The following is a 15,948-nucleotide window of genomic DNA, read 5'->3' on the forward strand; positions in this document are numbered from 1 at the left end:
CATGAGCACGTTTACAATATTCCTAATTTTAATAATGATAGTGGCCTTTTTATTGGTCGTAGTTATAATGGTACAAAACCCAAAAGGTGGTGGACTTTCATCTTCCTTTGGAGGTGGCGGTGGTGCACAAATTGGTGGTGTACAGAAAACAAGTGACTTTTTAGATAAAAGTACTTGGACGCTTGCAACAATTATGTTGGCCTTGATTTTGTTTTCGAACATCTTTATCATGGGTAGCAACACTATGCAATCAAAAACTTTTGACGAAAGTGCTCTTCCAGCAGTTCCAACTACAGAAGTACCTGCACCAACAACTACAGAATAATTTTTGTTAAATATATATCGTAAAATGCCACCTCATAGAGAGGTGGCATTTTTTTATTATTATTATCGTATCTTTATTAGTAAAGAAAACCACAATGAAGGCTAGAAACATCATTCTACTCGTAATATCTAGCGTCTTACTCCTTTCCTGTTACGGAGACGGAACGGGTTTAAAAAGAACGTGCGAAAATTTATATGGTTTAGATCCGAAAAAAGACTTGATTCTTACCACTCAAGATCAAGTAGATCAAGTTTTCACTCAAACTCACGTATCAGGAAACGTTTATATTGGCCAGTGTCCGGACAAAAATTCTTCGAGAATTACAAATCTTAACGGATTACGAAATTTGACAAAGATTGATGGCAGCTTATTAATTTTTGAAACAGATATTTCGGTAATAGATGGATTAGATAACCTTCAAGAAATTGGAGGTGTTTTAAGTATTTATATGAATTCTTCTTTAAAGGAAATAAAAAATTTAAATGCCCTTAAAACTGTCAATGAATTGAATGTTTTCGGGAATGATAAATTATTACACATTAATGGTTTTAATAGCCTAACGAGTTGCAACACAACCCTCACCATTAATGTAAATGCCAACTTAGAAACAATTGAAGGTTTTAATAACCTAACTTATATAGGCAAAGATTTATCCATTATGTCGAGTAATAAACTTGTAAAAGTACAGGGCTTTGAATCATTAACCCAGGTAGGGAAAAATCTTTTGTTCGGAAGCAACATCCTTATAAACAATGTAGAAGCATTCAACAACCTTGAAACTATTGGAGGAGACCTAGATTTTCGGTACAATTGGAGCTTAGAAGGTCTAGACATTTTTCAGAATCTAAAAACCATTCAAGGACGTTTGATCATTGAAAACCACAAAGAGCTAGAATCTATTTATGGTTTAAGCAATTTAACTTTTGTTGGAAATCAATTATATATTGGAGAAAATTCTAAACTATCAGATTATTGTGGTCTAACGCCCTTGATGCAAACAGAAGGAGGACTCCAAGAAGGTGATAGCGGCCCACCATACAACGTTCCATATTTCGTAATTGTCAATAATTTATACAATCCTACGCGTCAAGATTTACGTGACGGGAATTGTTCTCAATAAAAAACACGGATCTCATATTACCAAAAATGCCAGTCTCTGACAAGCTGGCATTTTTGTATTATATAATGTCAGTTTATAGGCAGTGGCATAGTTTCTGCCAATAAGGAATCACAACATAAAAACATAAGTTTAACAACTATAAAAAATAATAAAAAATGGCATTAAAAATTCAACCACTTGCAGACCGTGTATTGGTTCAGCCAGAAGAAGCAGAAACTAAAACCGCATCTGGACTTTACATTCCAGATTCAGCAAAAGAAAAACCGCAACAAGGAAAAGTAGTAGCTGTTGGTAAAGGAAAAGAAGATCACAAAATGACAGTTAAAGTTGGTGATACTGTTCTTTACGGAAAATACGCCGGAAGTGAATTAAAATTTGATGGCAAAGATTATATGATTATGCGCGAGGACGATATACTCGCTATTATCTAACGATAAAAACTCACAAATTCCAATAAAAAAATCCCAAGTTCCAAAGTATCTATTTTGAATTTGGAGCTTGAAATTTAGAATTTAAAAAATATTAACCCGACGATTCCTGATTATGACGGAATCACAAAATAAAAAGTTTATGGCAAAAGATATAAAATTTGATATTGAAGCTCGCGACGCTATTAAACGCGGAGTTGATGCATTGGCAAACGCAGTAAAAGTAACATTAGGACCAAAAGGTCGTAACGTAATTATTAGCAAATCCTTTGGTGCTCCACAAGTAACTAAAGATGGTGTTACTGTTGCAAAAGAAGTAGAATTAGAAGACGCTCTTGAAAATATGGGCGCGCAAATGGTAAAAGAAGTTGCTTCTAAAACCAATGATCTTGCTGGTGACGGTACAACTACTGCTACTGTTCTTGCTCAAGCAATCGTTAAAGAAGGGCTTAAAAACGTAGCTGCTGGTGCTAATCCAATGGATTTAAAGCGCGGAATCGATAAAGCTGTTGAAGCTATTGTTGCAAACCTTGAAAAGCAAACTACTAAGGTTGGTAATTCATCTGAAATGATAAAGCAAGTTGCTTCTATTTCAGCAAACAACGACGATGTTATTGGTGATTTAATTGCTAAAGCATTCGGAAAAGTTGGGAAAGAAGGTGTTATCACTGTAGAAGAGGCAAAAGGTACTGAGACTTATGTTGATGTAGTTGAAGGAATGCAGTTTGACCGTGGATATCTTTCTCCATACTTCGTAACAGATACTGAAAAAATGCAAACAGAATTGGAGAATCCAATGATTTTGCTATACGATAAGAAAATCTCTTCAATGAAAGATTTACTTCCAGTTCTTGAGCCAGTGGCACAGCAAGGGAGATCTCTTTTAATTATTGCTGAAGATGTTGATGGAGAAGCTTTAGCTACTTTGGTAGTAAATAAACTTCGTGGTTCATTAAAAATCGCTGCTGTTAAAGCTCCAGGTTTTGGTGACAGAAGAAAAGCAATGTTAGAAGATATCGCAATCTTAACTGGTGGTACTGTAATTTCTGAAGAGCGTGGTTTCACTTTAGAAAACACAACTATCGACATGCTTGGTTCTGCAGAAAATGTAACTATTGATAAAGACAATACAACTATCGTAAATGGTGCAGGTGAAACTGACAACATTAAAGGTCGAATAAACCAGATTAAAGCACAGATTGAATCTACAACTAGTGACTACGATAAAGAAAAATTACAGGAGCGACTAGCTAAATTAGCTGGTGGAGTTGCTGTTCTTTATGTAGGTGCCGCTTCTGAAGTAGAAATGAAAGAGAAGAAAGACCGTGTTGATGATGCACTTCACGCAACTCGTGCAGCTGTGGAAGAAGGTATCGTTGCTGGTGGTGGTGTTGCTTTAGTTAGAGCTATAGAGGTTCTTAAAAAGATAACTACAGATTCACTTGACGAAACAACTGGTGTAAATATTGTAGCTAGAGCTATCGAAGCTCCTTTACGTACTATCGTTGAAAACGCAGGTGGTGAAGGTTCAGTTGTAATCAACAAAGTGTTAGAAGGCAAGAAAAACTTCGGTTACGATGCTAAGAGCGATTCTTATGTAGATATGATTAAAGCTGGAATTATCGACCCTAAGAAAGTAACACGTGTAGCACTTGAAAACGCTGCTTCTGTTGCTGGAATGATTCTAACTACTGAATGTGCTTTAGTAGATATTAAAGATGAAAATGCCGGTGGCGGAATGCCAGGAGGTATGGGTGGCGGAATGCCAGGTATGATGTAAAAATCAGTGCCTAGTATTCAGCACAAAGTAAATTAGTAAGCCTCACAGGTATCAAAGACCTGTGAGGCTTCTTCATTTTTATAAATTTTTCAAAATCAGAAAAAGCAAACTCGTATGAGGCAATTAAAATTAAAATCATTTTAATTTTAAACATATAGTTACATTTGGGTATCCTAAAGATAAAAATTAGTTAGAACCATAAATCGACTTACAACCGACTTGAATATCATTAAAACTTATAAAAACCCAATTCTCGTTGCTTTAGTATCGATTGTACTTTACTTAGGTTTTGCATATAATTTGGAGCGCAGTGAGTTCATAAAACTCATATGTCTTTATGCTGCGCTATTTATCACTTCTTATCTATTTATAGAAAAATATCTCTCACGACATCAATTGCGTTTTTGGGTTTTAGCGAGTATTGGAATTATTTTTAGATTAGCTTTTATTGTTTCAATTCCGAATCTTTCGCAAGACTTTTATCGATTTTTATGGGATGGCAGATTGTTAATCCAAGGGTTTAGTCCGTATTTATTTACACCCACCAATTCATCTGCATTTGCCGTAACAATAGCACAAGCACAGGAGCTAATTGAAGGAATGGGTGCGCTTAATGCAAGTCACTTCAGTAATTACCCTCCAGTTAATCAGTTGTTCTTCGCAATTGCTGGGCTGTTTGCCGGAAAGAGTATTTTAGGGTCGGTTATAGTTCTTCGAATGGTGATTATCTTGGCAGATGTAGGTATTCTCTACTTCGGAAAAATGGTGTTAGAGCAATTAAACCTTCCTGCGAAAAATATTTTCTGGTATTTCTTGAGCCCTTTTATAATTATTGAACTTTCAGGAAATCTACATTTTGAAGGAGTGATGCTTTTCTTTTTTGTGTGGGCCTTATTTTTACTATTTAAGAAAAAGTGGTTTTGGGCGGCGGTTTTAATCGGTCTTTCTGTTTCGGTGAAACTGTTACCGTTATTGTTTTTGCCTTTGTTTTTTAGATGGTTTTTAAATAAAGAGGTTTCGACTGCGCTCAACCTGACGTCTCTTTTAAAGTTTTATAGCATAATAGGAGCAACAATTTTAATAACTTTTCTACCTTTTCTCTCCTCAGATTTCATTCAAAACTTCGCAGCTACCATCGGACTTTGGTTTCAAAACTTTGAGTTTAATGCAAGCGTTTATTACATAATTCGATGGATTGGATTTCAAGTTGTAGGATGGAATATTATTGAAACTGTTGGAAAAATACTGCCAATGATAGTTGTGCTTTTCATCCTTGGTCTTTCATTCCTTAAAAAGAATAGTACACCTCAACAGTTAATTACGTCAATGCTATTCGCGGTATCTTTTTACTTCCTATTATCTACAACTGTTCATCCGTGGTATGTTGCCACTCCGCTTATTCTTTCAGTTTTTACAAATTATAAATTTCCTCTTGTATGGAGTTTGGTGGTTTTCCTAAGTTATTCAGCGTATGAAAAAGAAGGATTTGATGAAAACTTATGGTTGGTAGCTTTAGAATATTTTATAGTTATTGGAATTGCTGCATGGGAATTTACTCGTTGCAAAAAGTATAGAGAAAAGGAAAAACTCCTAAACTACTGAGTGAAAAAGCAATCTAAAAATTACTCTTTTCACATCAATCCTATTAGACTAAGATCGTTAGTGGAGGTAAGGCTTGTTTCCCAATAGTTTGACAGGTAGATTAGATTACTGAAGCATGGTATCGAGTTTTTAAACCTCAAGGAGGAGCATTATAACAAGGTCCTACACACATATTGAAAATATTATAAGCACTCTTTATTCTTAGCTAAAAAGAATTTTCTATATTTTAATTTCACACTAATGTTTTCATATAATTATCTGAAAAAGAAACAGTTAAAAAGTTGGAAAACCGAATAAAAAAGTATAAATTTATACTTATTTTAATGTAAATTCATACTATTATGAAAAAGCAATATAAAACCCCCGATAAGACAAACTACGTCAAGGAGGCCCCTACTTATTTTTACGATGGGAATCTAGCCATTCCCTTAGTCGATATGACTTCCTTTCAGAAAATGCAGATAGTTCGGGATGGGGTTACCAAAACCTATTTAACCAAGCTCAAAGAAGAAACTTCTTTAGATTACGATGCTTTAGCCCAAGCATTGTCCGTAACGCGCTCCACGCTTATCAATAAGAAAGGTGATCAAAAGTTTAGCGATCATATTAGCGAGCGAATTATTGCTGTGGCAGAAATCTATTCATTCGGCTACGTGGTGTTTGAAGACAAAGACAATTTCAATCAATGGATGTTTTCTTCAAATCAAGCCCTTGCAGGATCAAAACCTTTTGAGCTTATGGACAATCAATTTGGTCGTGAGGAAGTTCGAAACCTGATTGGCCGTATTGCCCACGGCGTATTTTCATAATTATGAAGGTCTATAGAATTACAAAAACAAAATACGCCGAAGATCTAAGCGGTACAGGAGCAAAACTCTATGGCGGTAGATGGAATCATATTGATTCCGCTTGTATCTATACTGCCGAAAGTCGCGCTTTGTCTGTTTTGGAGTATGCTGTTAATATAAATATAGACTTTATTCCTCGTGCCCTTAGTTTATGTGTTTTTGAAATAGACGAAAGCCAAGTTTATTCATTTAAACAAGAGGATTTACCAGGAAACTGGAGAGAAACTCCTGCACCAAAATCAACTAAGGATTATGGGACACAATTCTTAAAGAGCAACAAGCCTATTTTAAAAATTCCGTCCATTATAATTCCTGAAGAATTTAATTATATAATAAATCCTAAGGTAGCTAATTTGAGTTTCAAACTAGTTGAAATAAAGGACTTTGTCTTTGATTTACGAATAAAGAAAAAGTAATTGCTTGACTCTTTTAGAAAGTTTATAATTATTTTTTTACACGCTCTAATCGGTAGAAATCTTTTCTTCTATCTTTTAAATTTCTAACCGCTCCAAAAGTATGAAGCTCACGAAGTAAGTCAATATCTACATCGGCAACCAATATCATTTCGGTATTTGGAGTTGCTTCAGCTTTAATTCCATTACTTGGGAAGGCGAAGTCACAAGGAGTGAATACAGCACTTTGAGCGTACTGTATGTCCATATTGTGCACTTTTGGAAGGTTACCCACGCTTCCTGCTATAGCCACGTAACATTCGTTCTCAATTGCCCTAGCTTGAGCACATAATCTAACACGTGAATATCCATTTTGAGTATCGGTTAGGAAAGGAACAAAAAGAATGTCCATGCCTTCATCTGAAAGTAATCGCGAAAGTTCGGGAAATTCAGAATCGTAGCAGATAAGCACCCCTATTTTTCCACAATCGGTATCAAATGTTTTTAAGGAATTTCCATTGGACATCCCCCACACACGTTCTTCATCAGGTGTAACGTGAATTTTTTCAAAACGTTCCACACTTCCATCACGACGACATAAATATCCTACATTGTATAACTTACCGCGAACTATTTCGGGCATGCTTCCCGTAATAATATTTATGTTATAGGAAATTGAAAGTTGCGATAGCTTTTCGGTTATTTTTTTAGTGTATTTTGCTAGTTCTCGAATTGCATCAGGTTCGCTTAAATGGTTGTATTCTGCCATAAGCGGAGCATTGAAGAACTCTGGAAACATTGCAAAGTCGCAGCGATATCCCGCAACACTGTCTATAAAATATTCCGCCTGATGCATCAATTCCTCCATTCCGGAATAGCTTCGCATTTGCCACTGAATAAGACCAAGACGGACAACACTTTTTATAGCTGTAGGTGTTGGTTTTTTTTCAGGTTTGGTATAATAAATATTATCCCATTCCATTAAAACGGCAAATTCACCTGAAGCTTTATCACCTTCTAAATACCCTTTTAAAACACGCACAGGGTGAAAGTCATTAGAAATCTGAAAGTTTAAAACTGGATCATCAATTTGCTTGCGTTTAACTTTTTCGATGTATTGTTTTGGAGAAAGTTTATCGGCGTGCAGGTGGTAATTTGGCATTCTACCTCCAAACACAATACTCTTTAACTCTAGGTTTTCACAAAGTTCTTTTCGGTAATCATACAATCTTCTTCCGAGACGAAGCCCACGAAAATCGGGACGGATAAAAACATCAATCCCATAAAGCACATCACCTTCGGGATCGTGTATTTTAAAAGTTGGATCACCAGTTACATCTTTATACGTATGCTTCTCCCCTAGTTTATCGAAATCTACAATAATAGAAAGCGCACAACCAGCAATTTGACCATCAGCCATAATTAATACTTGACCTTCTGGAAAAACATCTATTAGGTTACCTATTTCGTTGATTTTCCAATAGCTATTAGGCATTCCTCCATAAGATTGAATAGTTGCCTTTTTTAGTGCTTCGTAGTCTTTTAGGGTTAAAAACTTAAGCTCGATATTTTCAATCTTTTTTGGTTCCATGGTTTATGTGGTTACTTCTATTAAAGCAATTTCAATTAGGGTATATAATATAAATGTTAGAGAGCAAAAACCGCAGCCAATTCCCTATTTTTAATTAGGAACTGTAAACTGCGGATTGTTCTTTGAATGCATTAAAGTATTTAATGAACGTTACTTTTTACATATCTAAGATATACGCAAAAACTAAAGGAGCAACAATAGTAGCGTCACTCTCAATAATGAATTTAGGTGTATCTATATCTAATTTACCCCAAGTAATTTTTTCGTTAGGCACAGCTCCTGAGTAACTACCAAAGCTTGTAGTTGAATCACTTATTTGGCAGAAATAACTCCAAAAAGGAGTATCAGTACGTTCCATATCTTGGTATAACATCGGTACTACACAAATTGGGAAATCTCCTGAAATACCTCCTCCAATTTGGAAGAAACCTATTCCGTTTTTAGAATTTTCAGTGTACCATTCTGCAAGAAAAGTCATATACTCAATTCCACTTTTCATAGTAGAAGCTTGTAATTCTCCTTTCAACACATAACTAGCAAAAATATTTCCCATTGTACTATCTTCCCATCCTGGGCAGATAATTGGAAGGTTTTTTTCAGCAGCAGCGTACATCCAAGAATCTTTTAAGTCAATTTCATAATGTTCTTCCATTACTCCACTTAAAAGTAGCTTGTACATATATTCGTGTGGTAGGTAGCGTTCGCCATTAGCTTCAGCATCTTTCCAAATTTTTACTATATGCTTTTGAATTCTTCTAAAAGCTTCTTCTTCAGGAATACAAGTATCAGTTACTCGGTTCAAACCTTTTTCAAGTAAATCCCATTCGTCCTGCGGTGTTAAATCGCGGTAATTGGGCACTCTTTTGTAGTGGCTATGCGCCACAAGGTTCATTATATCTTCTTCAAGGTTTGCACCTGTACAGGAAATAATTTGAACTTTATCTTGACGGATCATTTCAGCAAATATCTTTCCTATTTCGGCTGTACTCATCGCACCAGCCATAGATACAAGCATTTTTGAGCCGTTCTTTAATTGTGCTTCATATCCTTTAGCTGCATCTACAAGCGCTGCTGAATTGAAGTGTAAATAATATTTTTCAATAAATTGAGAAATCCCTCCTTTGTTAGTACTCATCTTCTTCTGTGTTAAATTTTGAATTTCCTTTTTTGCCCGAATCAGTCGGAATTGAGATATTAAAATTGTTTTCGTAATCGTCGCCTTCTTCTACTCCTTCGAATTTATACGATAACATTTTGTAATAAAGTTTGGCCGCTACAAAGTCTGAAGATTTTTCATCTTCTTTCGGACAAAGTTCAACGATATCAAAACCTACTACGTTTTTCTCCTCAAAAACTTGTTTTAAGAAATCAAGTGTTTCATACCACAACAATCCTCCTGGTTCTGGAGTTCCCGTTGAAGGTAAAATTGAAGGGTCAAAAGCATCAAGATCGAAAGTAATAAAAACGTTTTCACCTAAAGCTTCAATTACTTTATCTATCCAGTATTCGTCTTTTACCATATCGTGGGCGAAGAAAACTTTTTCCTCATCCATAACTCTTGTTTCAGCAATATCCATACTGCGGATACCTACCTGAACTAGATTGGTATTTAGACTTGCTTCGTAAACTGCACAAGCGTGATTGCATTTTGTTCCTTCGTACTCTTTACGTAAATCGGCGTGCGCATCGATATGAAGCACCGTAAGATTATCAAAACATTCATTAAATGCACGGATTGAACCAATAGAGATACTGTGCTCTCCTCCAAATAAAGTAACAAACTTGTTGCGTTTAATATAATCTTTTGTGGTTTTATGCACTGCATCAACCATAGCTTCCGGAGAAGAGTTTTCGGTTATTGCATCAGCTAAATAAACGCCCTGTTTGTAAACCTCCGATTGGGTTTCAATGTCGTAAAGCTCCATATTTTCTGAAGCATCCAAAAAGGCATCTGGACCTTTGTCCGCACCTTTTTGCCAAGTACTAGTTCCATCGTAAGGAACTGGAATTAATACAATTTTTGATGTTTCAAGTGCCGCATATTGTTGCGGGATACCTGCGTACGTTTTAGTGCTCATAACCTAAAATGTTTAGCAATTGCTCGCTTGTTTGTTGTTCTGAAAAAAGTTTAGTTGTAACATTATTATTTTCGTCTCTATCAATCAAAATATGTTTTGGCTGAGGAATCAAGCAATGTTGAAGTCCACCAAATCCACCTATAGTTTCTTGATATGCTCCTGTATTAAAGAAACCGATATATAACGGTTTTTCTTTTTTAAATTTCGGCAAATAAATTGCTGCCATATTCTGTTCACTATTGTAATAGTCATCACTATCGCAAGTCAACCCACCTAAAAGAACTCTTTCATACTCATCGTTCCAACGATTTAAAGGTAGCATAATAAACTTCTTACTAATAGCCCAAGTATCAGGCAATGTAGTAATAAATGAGGAGTTTATCATATTCCACTTCTCACGGTCGTTTTGTTGCTTCTGGTACAGAATTTCATAAACAGCACCTCCACTTTCACCAACTGTAAAACTTCCGAATTCGGTGAAAATATTTGGAACTGGCACATCTGCTTCAGCGCATGTAATGCTTATCTGATTGATAATCTCGTCAACCATATATTGATAATCGTACTCAAAGTGTAAAGAGTTTTTTATAGGGAACCCGCCTCCAATGTTTAAACTATCAAGTGAAGGACACATTTTTTTAAGACGTACATAAACCTTTAAACACTTTACCAATTCGTTCCAATAGTAGGCTGTATCACGAATACCCGTATTAATGAAGAAGTGAAGCATTTTGAGATCCACCTTATCATTATTTTTAATTTGGTTTTCGTAAAAAGGGATGATGTTTTTATATCCAATACCTAAACGAGAAGTGTAAAACTCGAATTTCGGTTCTTCTTCTGAAGCAATTCTAATTCCCACCTGAAAGTGATCGTTTATGCTATCTGAAAGCAAATCAATCTCTTCATAATTATCGATAATTGGAATACAGTTTTCATGACCTTCGTTAATAAGACGCGCTATATTATCAATATATTTCTCACGTTTAAAACCGTTGCAAATTACATAGGTTTTATCTGTAAGTTTACCTGTTTTTTTAAGACTCTCAACAATATTTATATCAAAAGCTGATGATGTTTCGATGTGAATATCATTCTTTAGCGCTTCATCTAAAACATGTTTAAAGTGCGAGCTTTTAGTACAGTAGCAATAATTGTAATTGCCTTTGTAGTTATGTTTTTCAATGGCTGTATTAAACCATTTCTTCGCCAAATTTATATTTTCCGAAATTTTGGGTAGGTATGTAAATTTAAGTGGTGCACCATACTTTTGCACCAACTCCATCATATCTACGCCGTGAAATTCAATTCCGTTTTCTCCTAAACGAAATTCTTCCTGAGGAAAATAATAAGTTTGATTTATTAAATCTATATATTTAGTATTCATTTTTTTGTTTTCAAAGTGTAAATTAAAAATCTCAATAGACTAATCCTCTTAAAAGATTAGATATAACAAAAAATTAACTTGTAAATTATATACGAATAGGCAAATGCTTTAAAATAAGGACTTTGCCTTTAACCTGCAGATAAGCAGTTTTAGGAAGTATGAGTATATTGTTCATTTAGGATATCTGCTTTTGAAAACATCAAAAACCAACCATTAAAGATAATATCATTCGTGTTTGAAATACAAATGTGCGAAAAAAAATCAATATTTTTTAAAATTGGCAAAAAATTCACTTTAGTTAGCCATACTAAACATATTCAGCTCTTTACTAGTAAGTGTTCTCCAACGTCCGCGTGGTAAATCTTTCTTAGTAAGAGGGCCCAATGTAACACAGTCTACACGCATTACATCATAACCTAAATGTTCAAAAATTGTTCTGATTACGCTATTTCCAGTATGCTTAATTTTTAAGCCAACTTCACTCTTAGGTGAATTATCTACATAACTAATTTCTTCAACAGCAATTTCTTTCCCTTCAATAGTTAAACCATCTTTAATTTTCTTAAGATGTTCAGCTTTTAAGTTTTTGTCTAATGCTATGTGAAACAATCTCGAAATTCCTTTTTTCGAGAATTTCTGCACAAACTCTTCGTCATTAGTGAAAAGCAACAATCCAGTTGCATTTCTTCCTAAACGACCAAAAGGCTTTATTTTGGCAGTGGTAGCATTAGCAACAAGATCCATTACTGTCATACCTTTTGCATTGCTATCTGTTGTAGCAAAACCTTTAGGTTTGTTTAGTAAAATATAAGTATTAGGTTCAGGGTTTAAACGACGTCCATCAAAACGAACATCATCATTTAATTGAACCTTGTAACCCATTTCATTAATAATCTTACCATTTACAGTCACTAAACCAGTGGCAATAAATGTGTCTGCTTCTCTTCTAGAGCAAACTCCACTATTTGCAATGTATTTATTCAAGCGAATTCCATCTTCTGGATTGCTTTTCTTAACTTGTTTTGGCGCCACTTCTCTTCTACCAATTTCTTTTCCGCTTTTATCGAATTTTAATTTTGGTTTTGAAACTGGGTCTTGCTGACGTCCTGTCTTTTTTGACGGAGCTTCAGTTTTTAAGGGAGCATTACCTCTTGCATTACTTCTATTGCGTTGGTTGTTACCTCCACGCCCTGAAGCTTTTCCTCTATTCGTATTGTCTTGTCTGCTCATATTATAAATTTTTGCAAAGGTAATGAATTTAAGTAGGCAGAAGCATTTTCATTTTATACTTAAATCTCATATAATAAAACCCCGCAGATGCTGGATTTTAGTTAATTATTTGTTTTAAAACGTTTAAATAGTCTGCTCTATTTTTCACAAAATCCATCTCAGAGATATCAATTATCTTAATATTTTCGGAATGTTGATTTTTTATAAACTCTAAGTAACTTTCATTCAACTTCTGAAGATATGAAGCCTTGATACTTTGCTCGTATTTTCTACCTCTTTTTTTAATATTTTCTATTAACCGCTCTGTATTTTGATACAGATAAACATATACATCTGGTTTTGGTACCTCCTTGTGCATTACGTGAAATAGCTTTTTATAAAGCGTGTATTCTTCTTCAGGTAACGTAATACTAGCAAAAATCAAAGATTTGTTTACGTCGTAATCTGCAATTACAGATTCTTTAAAAAGATCGTATTGAGTAATGTCATCCACCAATTGTTGGTATCTATCTGCCAAAAAAGACATCTCTAATGGAAACGCATAACGAGCAGCATCTTCATAAAATTTCGGAAGAAAAGGATTGTCTTTAAATCGTTCTAAAATCAACTTAGCATTAAAGTCATCGGCTATTTTAGTAGCTAAACTTGTTTTTCCTGCTCCAATATTCCCTTCAATTGTAATATAACTGTATTTTGAAATATTATAATTACTCATAGGATTCACAAGCCATTTCGATTGTTTGTGCAGCTCGCTATTATCTTCAGTTTCAGCTAATATTTCTCCTATATTTTTTTTAGAAATAGGATGAATTAATTCAGAGTTTAAATCATTTAACGGCTGAAGAACAAACTTGCGCTTTTCCATTTCGGAATGGGGCACGGTAAGTTTTTCAGTAATAATAATCATGTCGTCTATAAGGATAACATCAATATCTATAGGACGTGAACTATACCCTTCTGAATTATTTCTTATCCTTCCAATTTTCTTTTCAATACCTAATACAGACTTAAGAACTTTTTGCGGTTTTTGGTTTGTATTTATCCAAACTGCACAGTTTAAAAATGGATCGCCATCAAAACCCATTGCGGGGGTTTCGTAAACTGAAGAAATTTTTATTACAGATCCAATTTCTTCAAAAATAAGGTCAACAGCATTTTGAAGATATTCAAAACGGTTACCCATATTACTGCCGAGAGATAAAAAGACGTTATGCGAGGGTTGAAGTGATTTCAAGTGTTAACATTTAAGACGAAATTAAGGAAAAGAAAAAGACTACCAAGTAAATTTGCGCGCAGATATAATTTTTCCTTAATAGCACTTTTTAATAAGTTGTTTTAAAAGGAATTATAAAAAATAAATTTTTCAATTTTCTTATGAAAAAAGCACTCAAAATTTTTGGAATCATTTTAGGTTTAATTTTAATCTTACTGATTGCCGCGCCTTTTATTTTTAAAGGAAGTCTTGAAAAAATACTAAAAAACAACATCGACCAAAATATAAACGCAAACGTAAGCTGGGAAGAACTCGAATTAAGCCTATTTAGTAGCTTTCCAAATGCTTCTCTTATAGTGAAAAACTTTTCAGTTGTTAACAGAGCGCCTTTTGAAGGAGACACTCTGGCTAGCGGTAAAAGCTTATCGCTAGATATGGGCATTATGCAACTTTTTAAGTCTGAAAACATCAAGATTGACGCTTTAAAACTTGAGGGTACATTTCTGAATATTATGATTGACTCCCTAGGCAACACCAATTATGATATTGCTATCAAGGACGATGCCCCAATACTTAATGAAGAAGAAACAAGTAGCGGATTTACTTTTGAGTTGGAGAAATATGAAATAGAAAACTCACGGATTAATTACTTTGATGAATCCTCAAAAATTTATTTAACGCTATCAAACATTCAACATGAAGGTAGTGGTGATCTTTCTGTAGAAGTTGGACAACTAGACACCTATACAGAAGCCATGGCTTCTTTTAAGATGGAAGATACTGAGTATTTGTCCAACAATAGAATTTCACTTGATGCTATTTTCAACTTAGATCTAGTAAATCAGAAATACACCTTTCTAGAAAACGAAGCCAAAATCAACGAGCTACCGCTAACATTTGAAGGTTATGTAAAACTAAATGAAGACAACAACGAAGTTGATATTACTTTTAAAACACCTTCATCCGATTTTAAAAACTTCTTAGCGGTAATTCCTGAAACGTATGTGAAGCAAATAAGCGATGTAAAAACGACAGGAAACTTTACTGTAAATGGAGTGATTAAAGGCATTGTAGATAGTATTCATATCCCTACAATGGATATAAAAATAGCAAGTGAAAACGCATCATTTAAATATCCCGATTTACCTAAAACGGTTGAAAACATTACCATTGATGCACAGTTAAAAAACGAGACTGGACTACTAAAAGATACGTTTTTAAACATTCCAGATCTAACTTTTAAAATCGACGGCGAACCTTTCAGAATGAATGGAAGCATTAAAAACATTACCGAAAATCCATTTGTTAATTTAGAAATGCAAGGGACGCTGAACTTGGCAAACATAGAAAAGGTATTACCTGTAGAAATAGAACAAAACCTCAGCGGAATTTTTAAAGCCGATGTTGTTGCAAATTTCGATATGGAATCTGTTGAAAAAGAGCAATACCAAAAAATAGACGCTCGCGGAAATGCTAGCCTATCTAATTTTAATTATGATGCCGGATTTAAAAAAGACTTAAAAATTTCGGATGCTAAGCTTGCCCTACAACCTGGAGTTTTCACTTTAAAAGAACTAAATGCAACCTCAGGACAGACAGATATTAAAGCTTCTGGAAATATTAAAAACTTAATTCCATTTTTAATGAGCAACCAAGAGTTAAAAGGAAACTTTGACGTTACATCAAACACTTTTAACGTGAATGACTTTATGGTTGCTGAAACGTCATTCACAGAATCAAAATCTGGTGAAAAAGGAGAAACATCTAAGAAAGTTAGAAATGAAGAAGCCATTAAAATCCCAGGATTTCTTGATGCTACTTTAAACTTTAAAGCTAACAAAGAACTGAGATAAAAAACAACTAATTTCTTTATTAATTTTTGACAATATAATTCTAGGCTTACAGATAGAAAGAATAGATCCGTAAGCTCTTTTTTATTTCAGGCACAATTATT

General features: G+C 34.4%; 14 protein-coding genes. 8 read left to right on the plus strand and 6 right to left on the minus strand.

Annotated elements, in window-relative coordinates; all coding sequences use genetic code 11:
- Window position 1: 1 nt before the first annotated feature.
- The 7 genes from secG (at window position 2) to H4O20_RS14030 (ending at window position 6,519) form a co-directional block, all read left to right on the plus strand.
- Window positions 2-325 carry a preprotein translocase subunit SecG gene (secG, locus tag H4O20_RS14000; protein WP_139855506.1) on the plus strand — a complete coding sequence of 108 codons (324 nt, stop codon included), beginning with the start codon at window positions 2-4 and terminating at the stop codon, window positions 323-325.
- Between the two features lie 94 nt (window positions 326-419).
- On the plus strand, window positions 420-1,445 hold the full coding sequence (locus H4O20_RS14005; protein ID WP_185099688.1) for a hypothetical protein: 1,026 nt from the start codon (window positions 420-422) through the stop codon (window positions 1,443-1,445).
- 155 nt (window positions 1,446-1,600) lie between these two features.
- Entirely contained in the window at window positions 1,601-1,876 is a 276-nt protein-coding gene (groES, locus tag H4O20_RS14010; RefSeq protein ID WP_139855508.1) for a co-chaperone GroES, read from the plus strand.
- Between the two features lie 139 nt (window positions 1,877-2,015).
- Window positions 2,016-3,653, plus strand: coding sequence for a chaperonin GroEL (gene groL / locus H4O20_RS14015; RefSeq protein WP_185099689.1), 1,638 nt, complete (start codon window positions 2,016-2,018; stop codon window positions 3,651-3,653).
- Between the two features lie 219 nt (window positions 3,654-3,872).
- Entirely contained in the window at window positions 3,873-5,255 is a 1,383-nt protein-coding gene (locus tag H4O20_RS14020) for a mannosyltransferase (RefSeq protein ID WP_185099690.1), read from the plus strand.
- Window positions 5,256-5,596: 341 nt separating this feature from the next.
- Entirely contained in the window at window positions 5,597-6,064 is a 468-nt protein-coding gene (locus H4O20_RS14025) for an antitoxin Xre/MbcA/ParS toxin-binding domain-containing protein (RefSeq protein ID WP_139855511.1), read from the plus strand.
- Window positions 6,065-6,066: 2 nt separating this feature from the next.
- Complete coding sequence (locus H4O20_RS14030) at window positions 6,067-6,519, plus strand: RES family NAD+ phosphorylase (RefSeq protein WP_185099691.1); 453 nt, start codon at window positions 6,067-6,069, stop codon at window positions 6,517-6,519.
- Between the two features lie 28 nt (window positions 6,520-6,547).
- Here H4O20_RS14030 and H4O20_RS14035 read toward each other — a convergent pair whose 3' ends face one another.
- The 6 genes from H4O20_RS14035 to folK form a co-directional block, all read right to left on the minus strand.
- The gene (locus tag H4O20_RS14035) at window positions 6,548-8,086 is read right to left on the minus strand and encodes a bifunctional GNAT family N-acetyltransferase/carbon-nitrogen hydrolase family protein (protein ID WP_139855513.1); all 1,539 of its coding nucleotides are present in this window, start codon (window positions 8,084-8,086) and stop codon (window positions 6,548-6,550) included.
- Window positions 8,087-8,243: 157 nt separating this feature from the next.
- Window positions 8,244-9,221, minus strand: coding sequence for a deoxyhypusine synthase family protein (locus H4O20_RS14040; RefSeq protein WP_185099692.1), 978 nt, complete (start codon window positions 9,219-9,221; stop codon window positions 8,244-8,246).
- On the minus strand, window positions 9,211-10,164 hold the full coding sequence (gene speB, locus H4O20_RS14045; protein ID WP_185099693.1) for an agmatinase: 954 nt from the start codon (window positions 10,162-10,164) through the stop codon (window positions 9,211-9,213). Before speB ends, H4O20_RS14040 begins: the two co-directional genes overlap by 11 nt.
- A complete protein-coding gene (locus H4O20_RS14050) occupies window positions 10,154-11,551 on the minus strand; it encodes an arginine decarboxylase (protein WP_185099694.1) in 1,398 nt (465 codons plus the stop codon). Before H4O20_RS14050 ends, speB begins: the two co-directional genes overlap by 11 nt.
- Window positions 11,552-11,845: 294 nt before the next feature.
- Window positions 11,846-12,781, minus strand: a complete 936-nt coding sequence (locus tag H4O20_RS14055; protein ID WP_139855517.1) for a pseudouridine synthase — start codon at window positions 12,779-12,781, stop codon at window positions 11,846-11,848.
- Window positions 12,782-12,878: 97 nt separating this feature from the next.
- On the minus strand, window positions 12,879-14,015 hold the full coding sequence (folK, locus tag H4O20_RS14060) for a 2-amino-4-hydroxy-6-hydroxymethyldihydropteridine diphosphokinase (protein ID WP_260402698.1): 1,137 nt from the start codon (window positions 14,013-14,015) through the stop codon (window positions 12,879-12,881).
- 140 nt (window positions 14,016-14,155) lie between these two features.
- On the opposite strand from folK, the gene H4O20_RS14065 reads away from it, so the two are divergent.
- Entirely contained in the window at window positions 14,156-15,847 is a 1,692-nt protein-coding gene (locus H4O20_RS14065; RefSeq protein WP_185099695.1) for an AsmA family protein, read from the plus strand.
- Window positions 15,848-15,948 lie beyond the last annotated feature (101 nt).

This window comes from Aequorivita sp. 609 (genome assembly GCF_014212065.1).
Classification (GTDB): Bacteria; Bacteroidota; Bacteroidia; order Flavobacteriales; family Flavobacteriaceae; genus Aequorivita; species Aequorivita sinensis.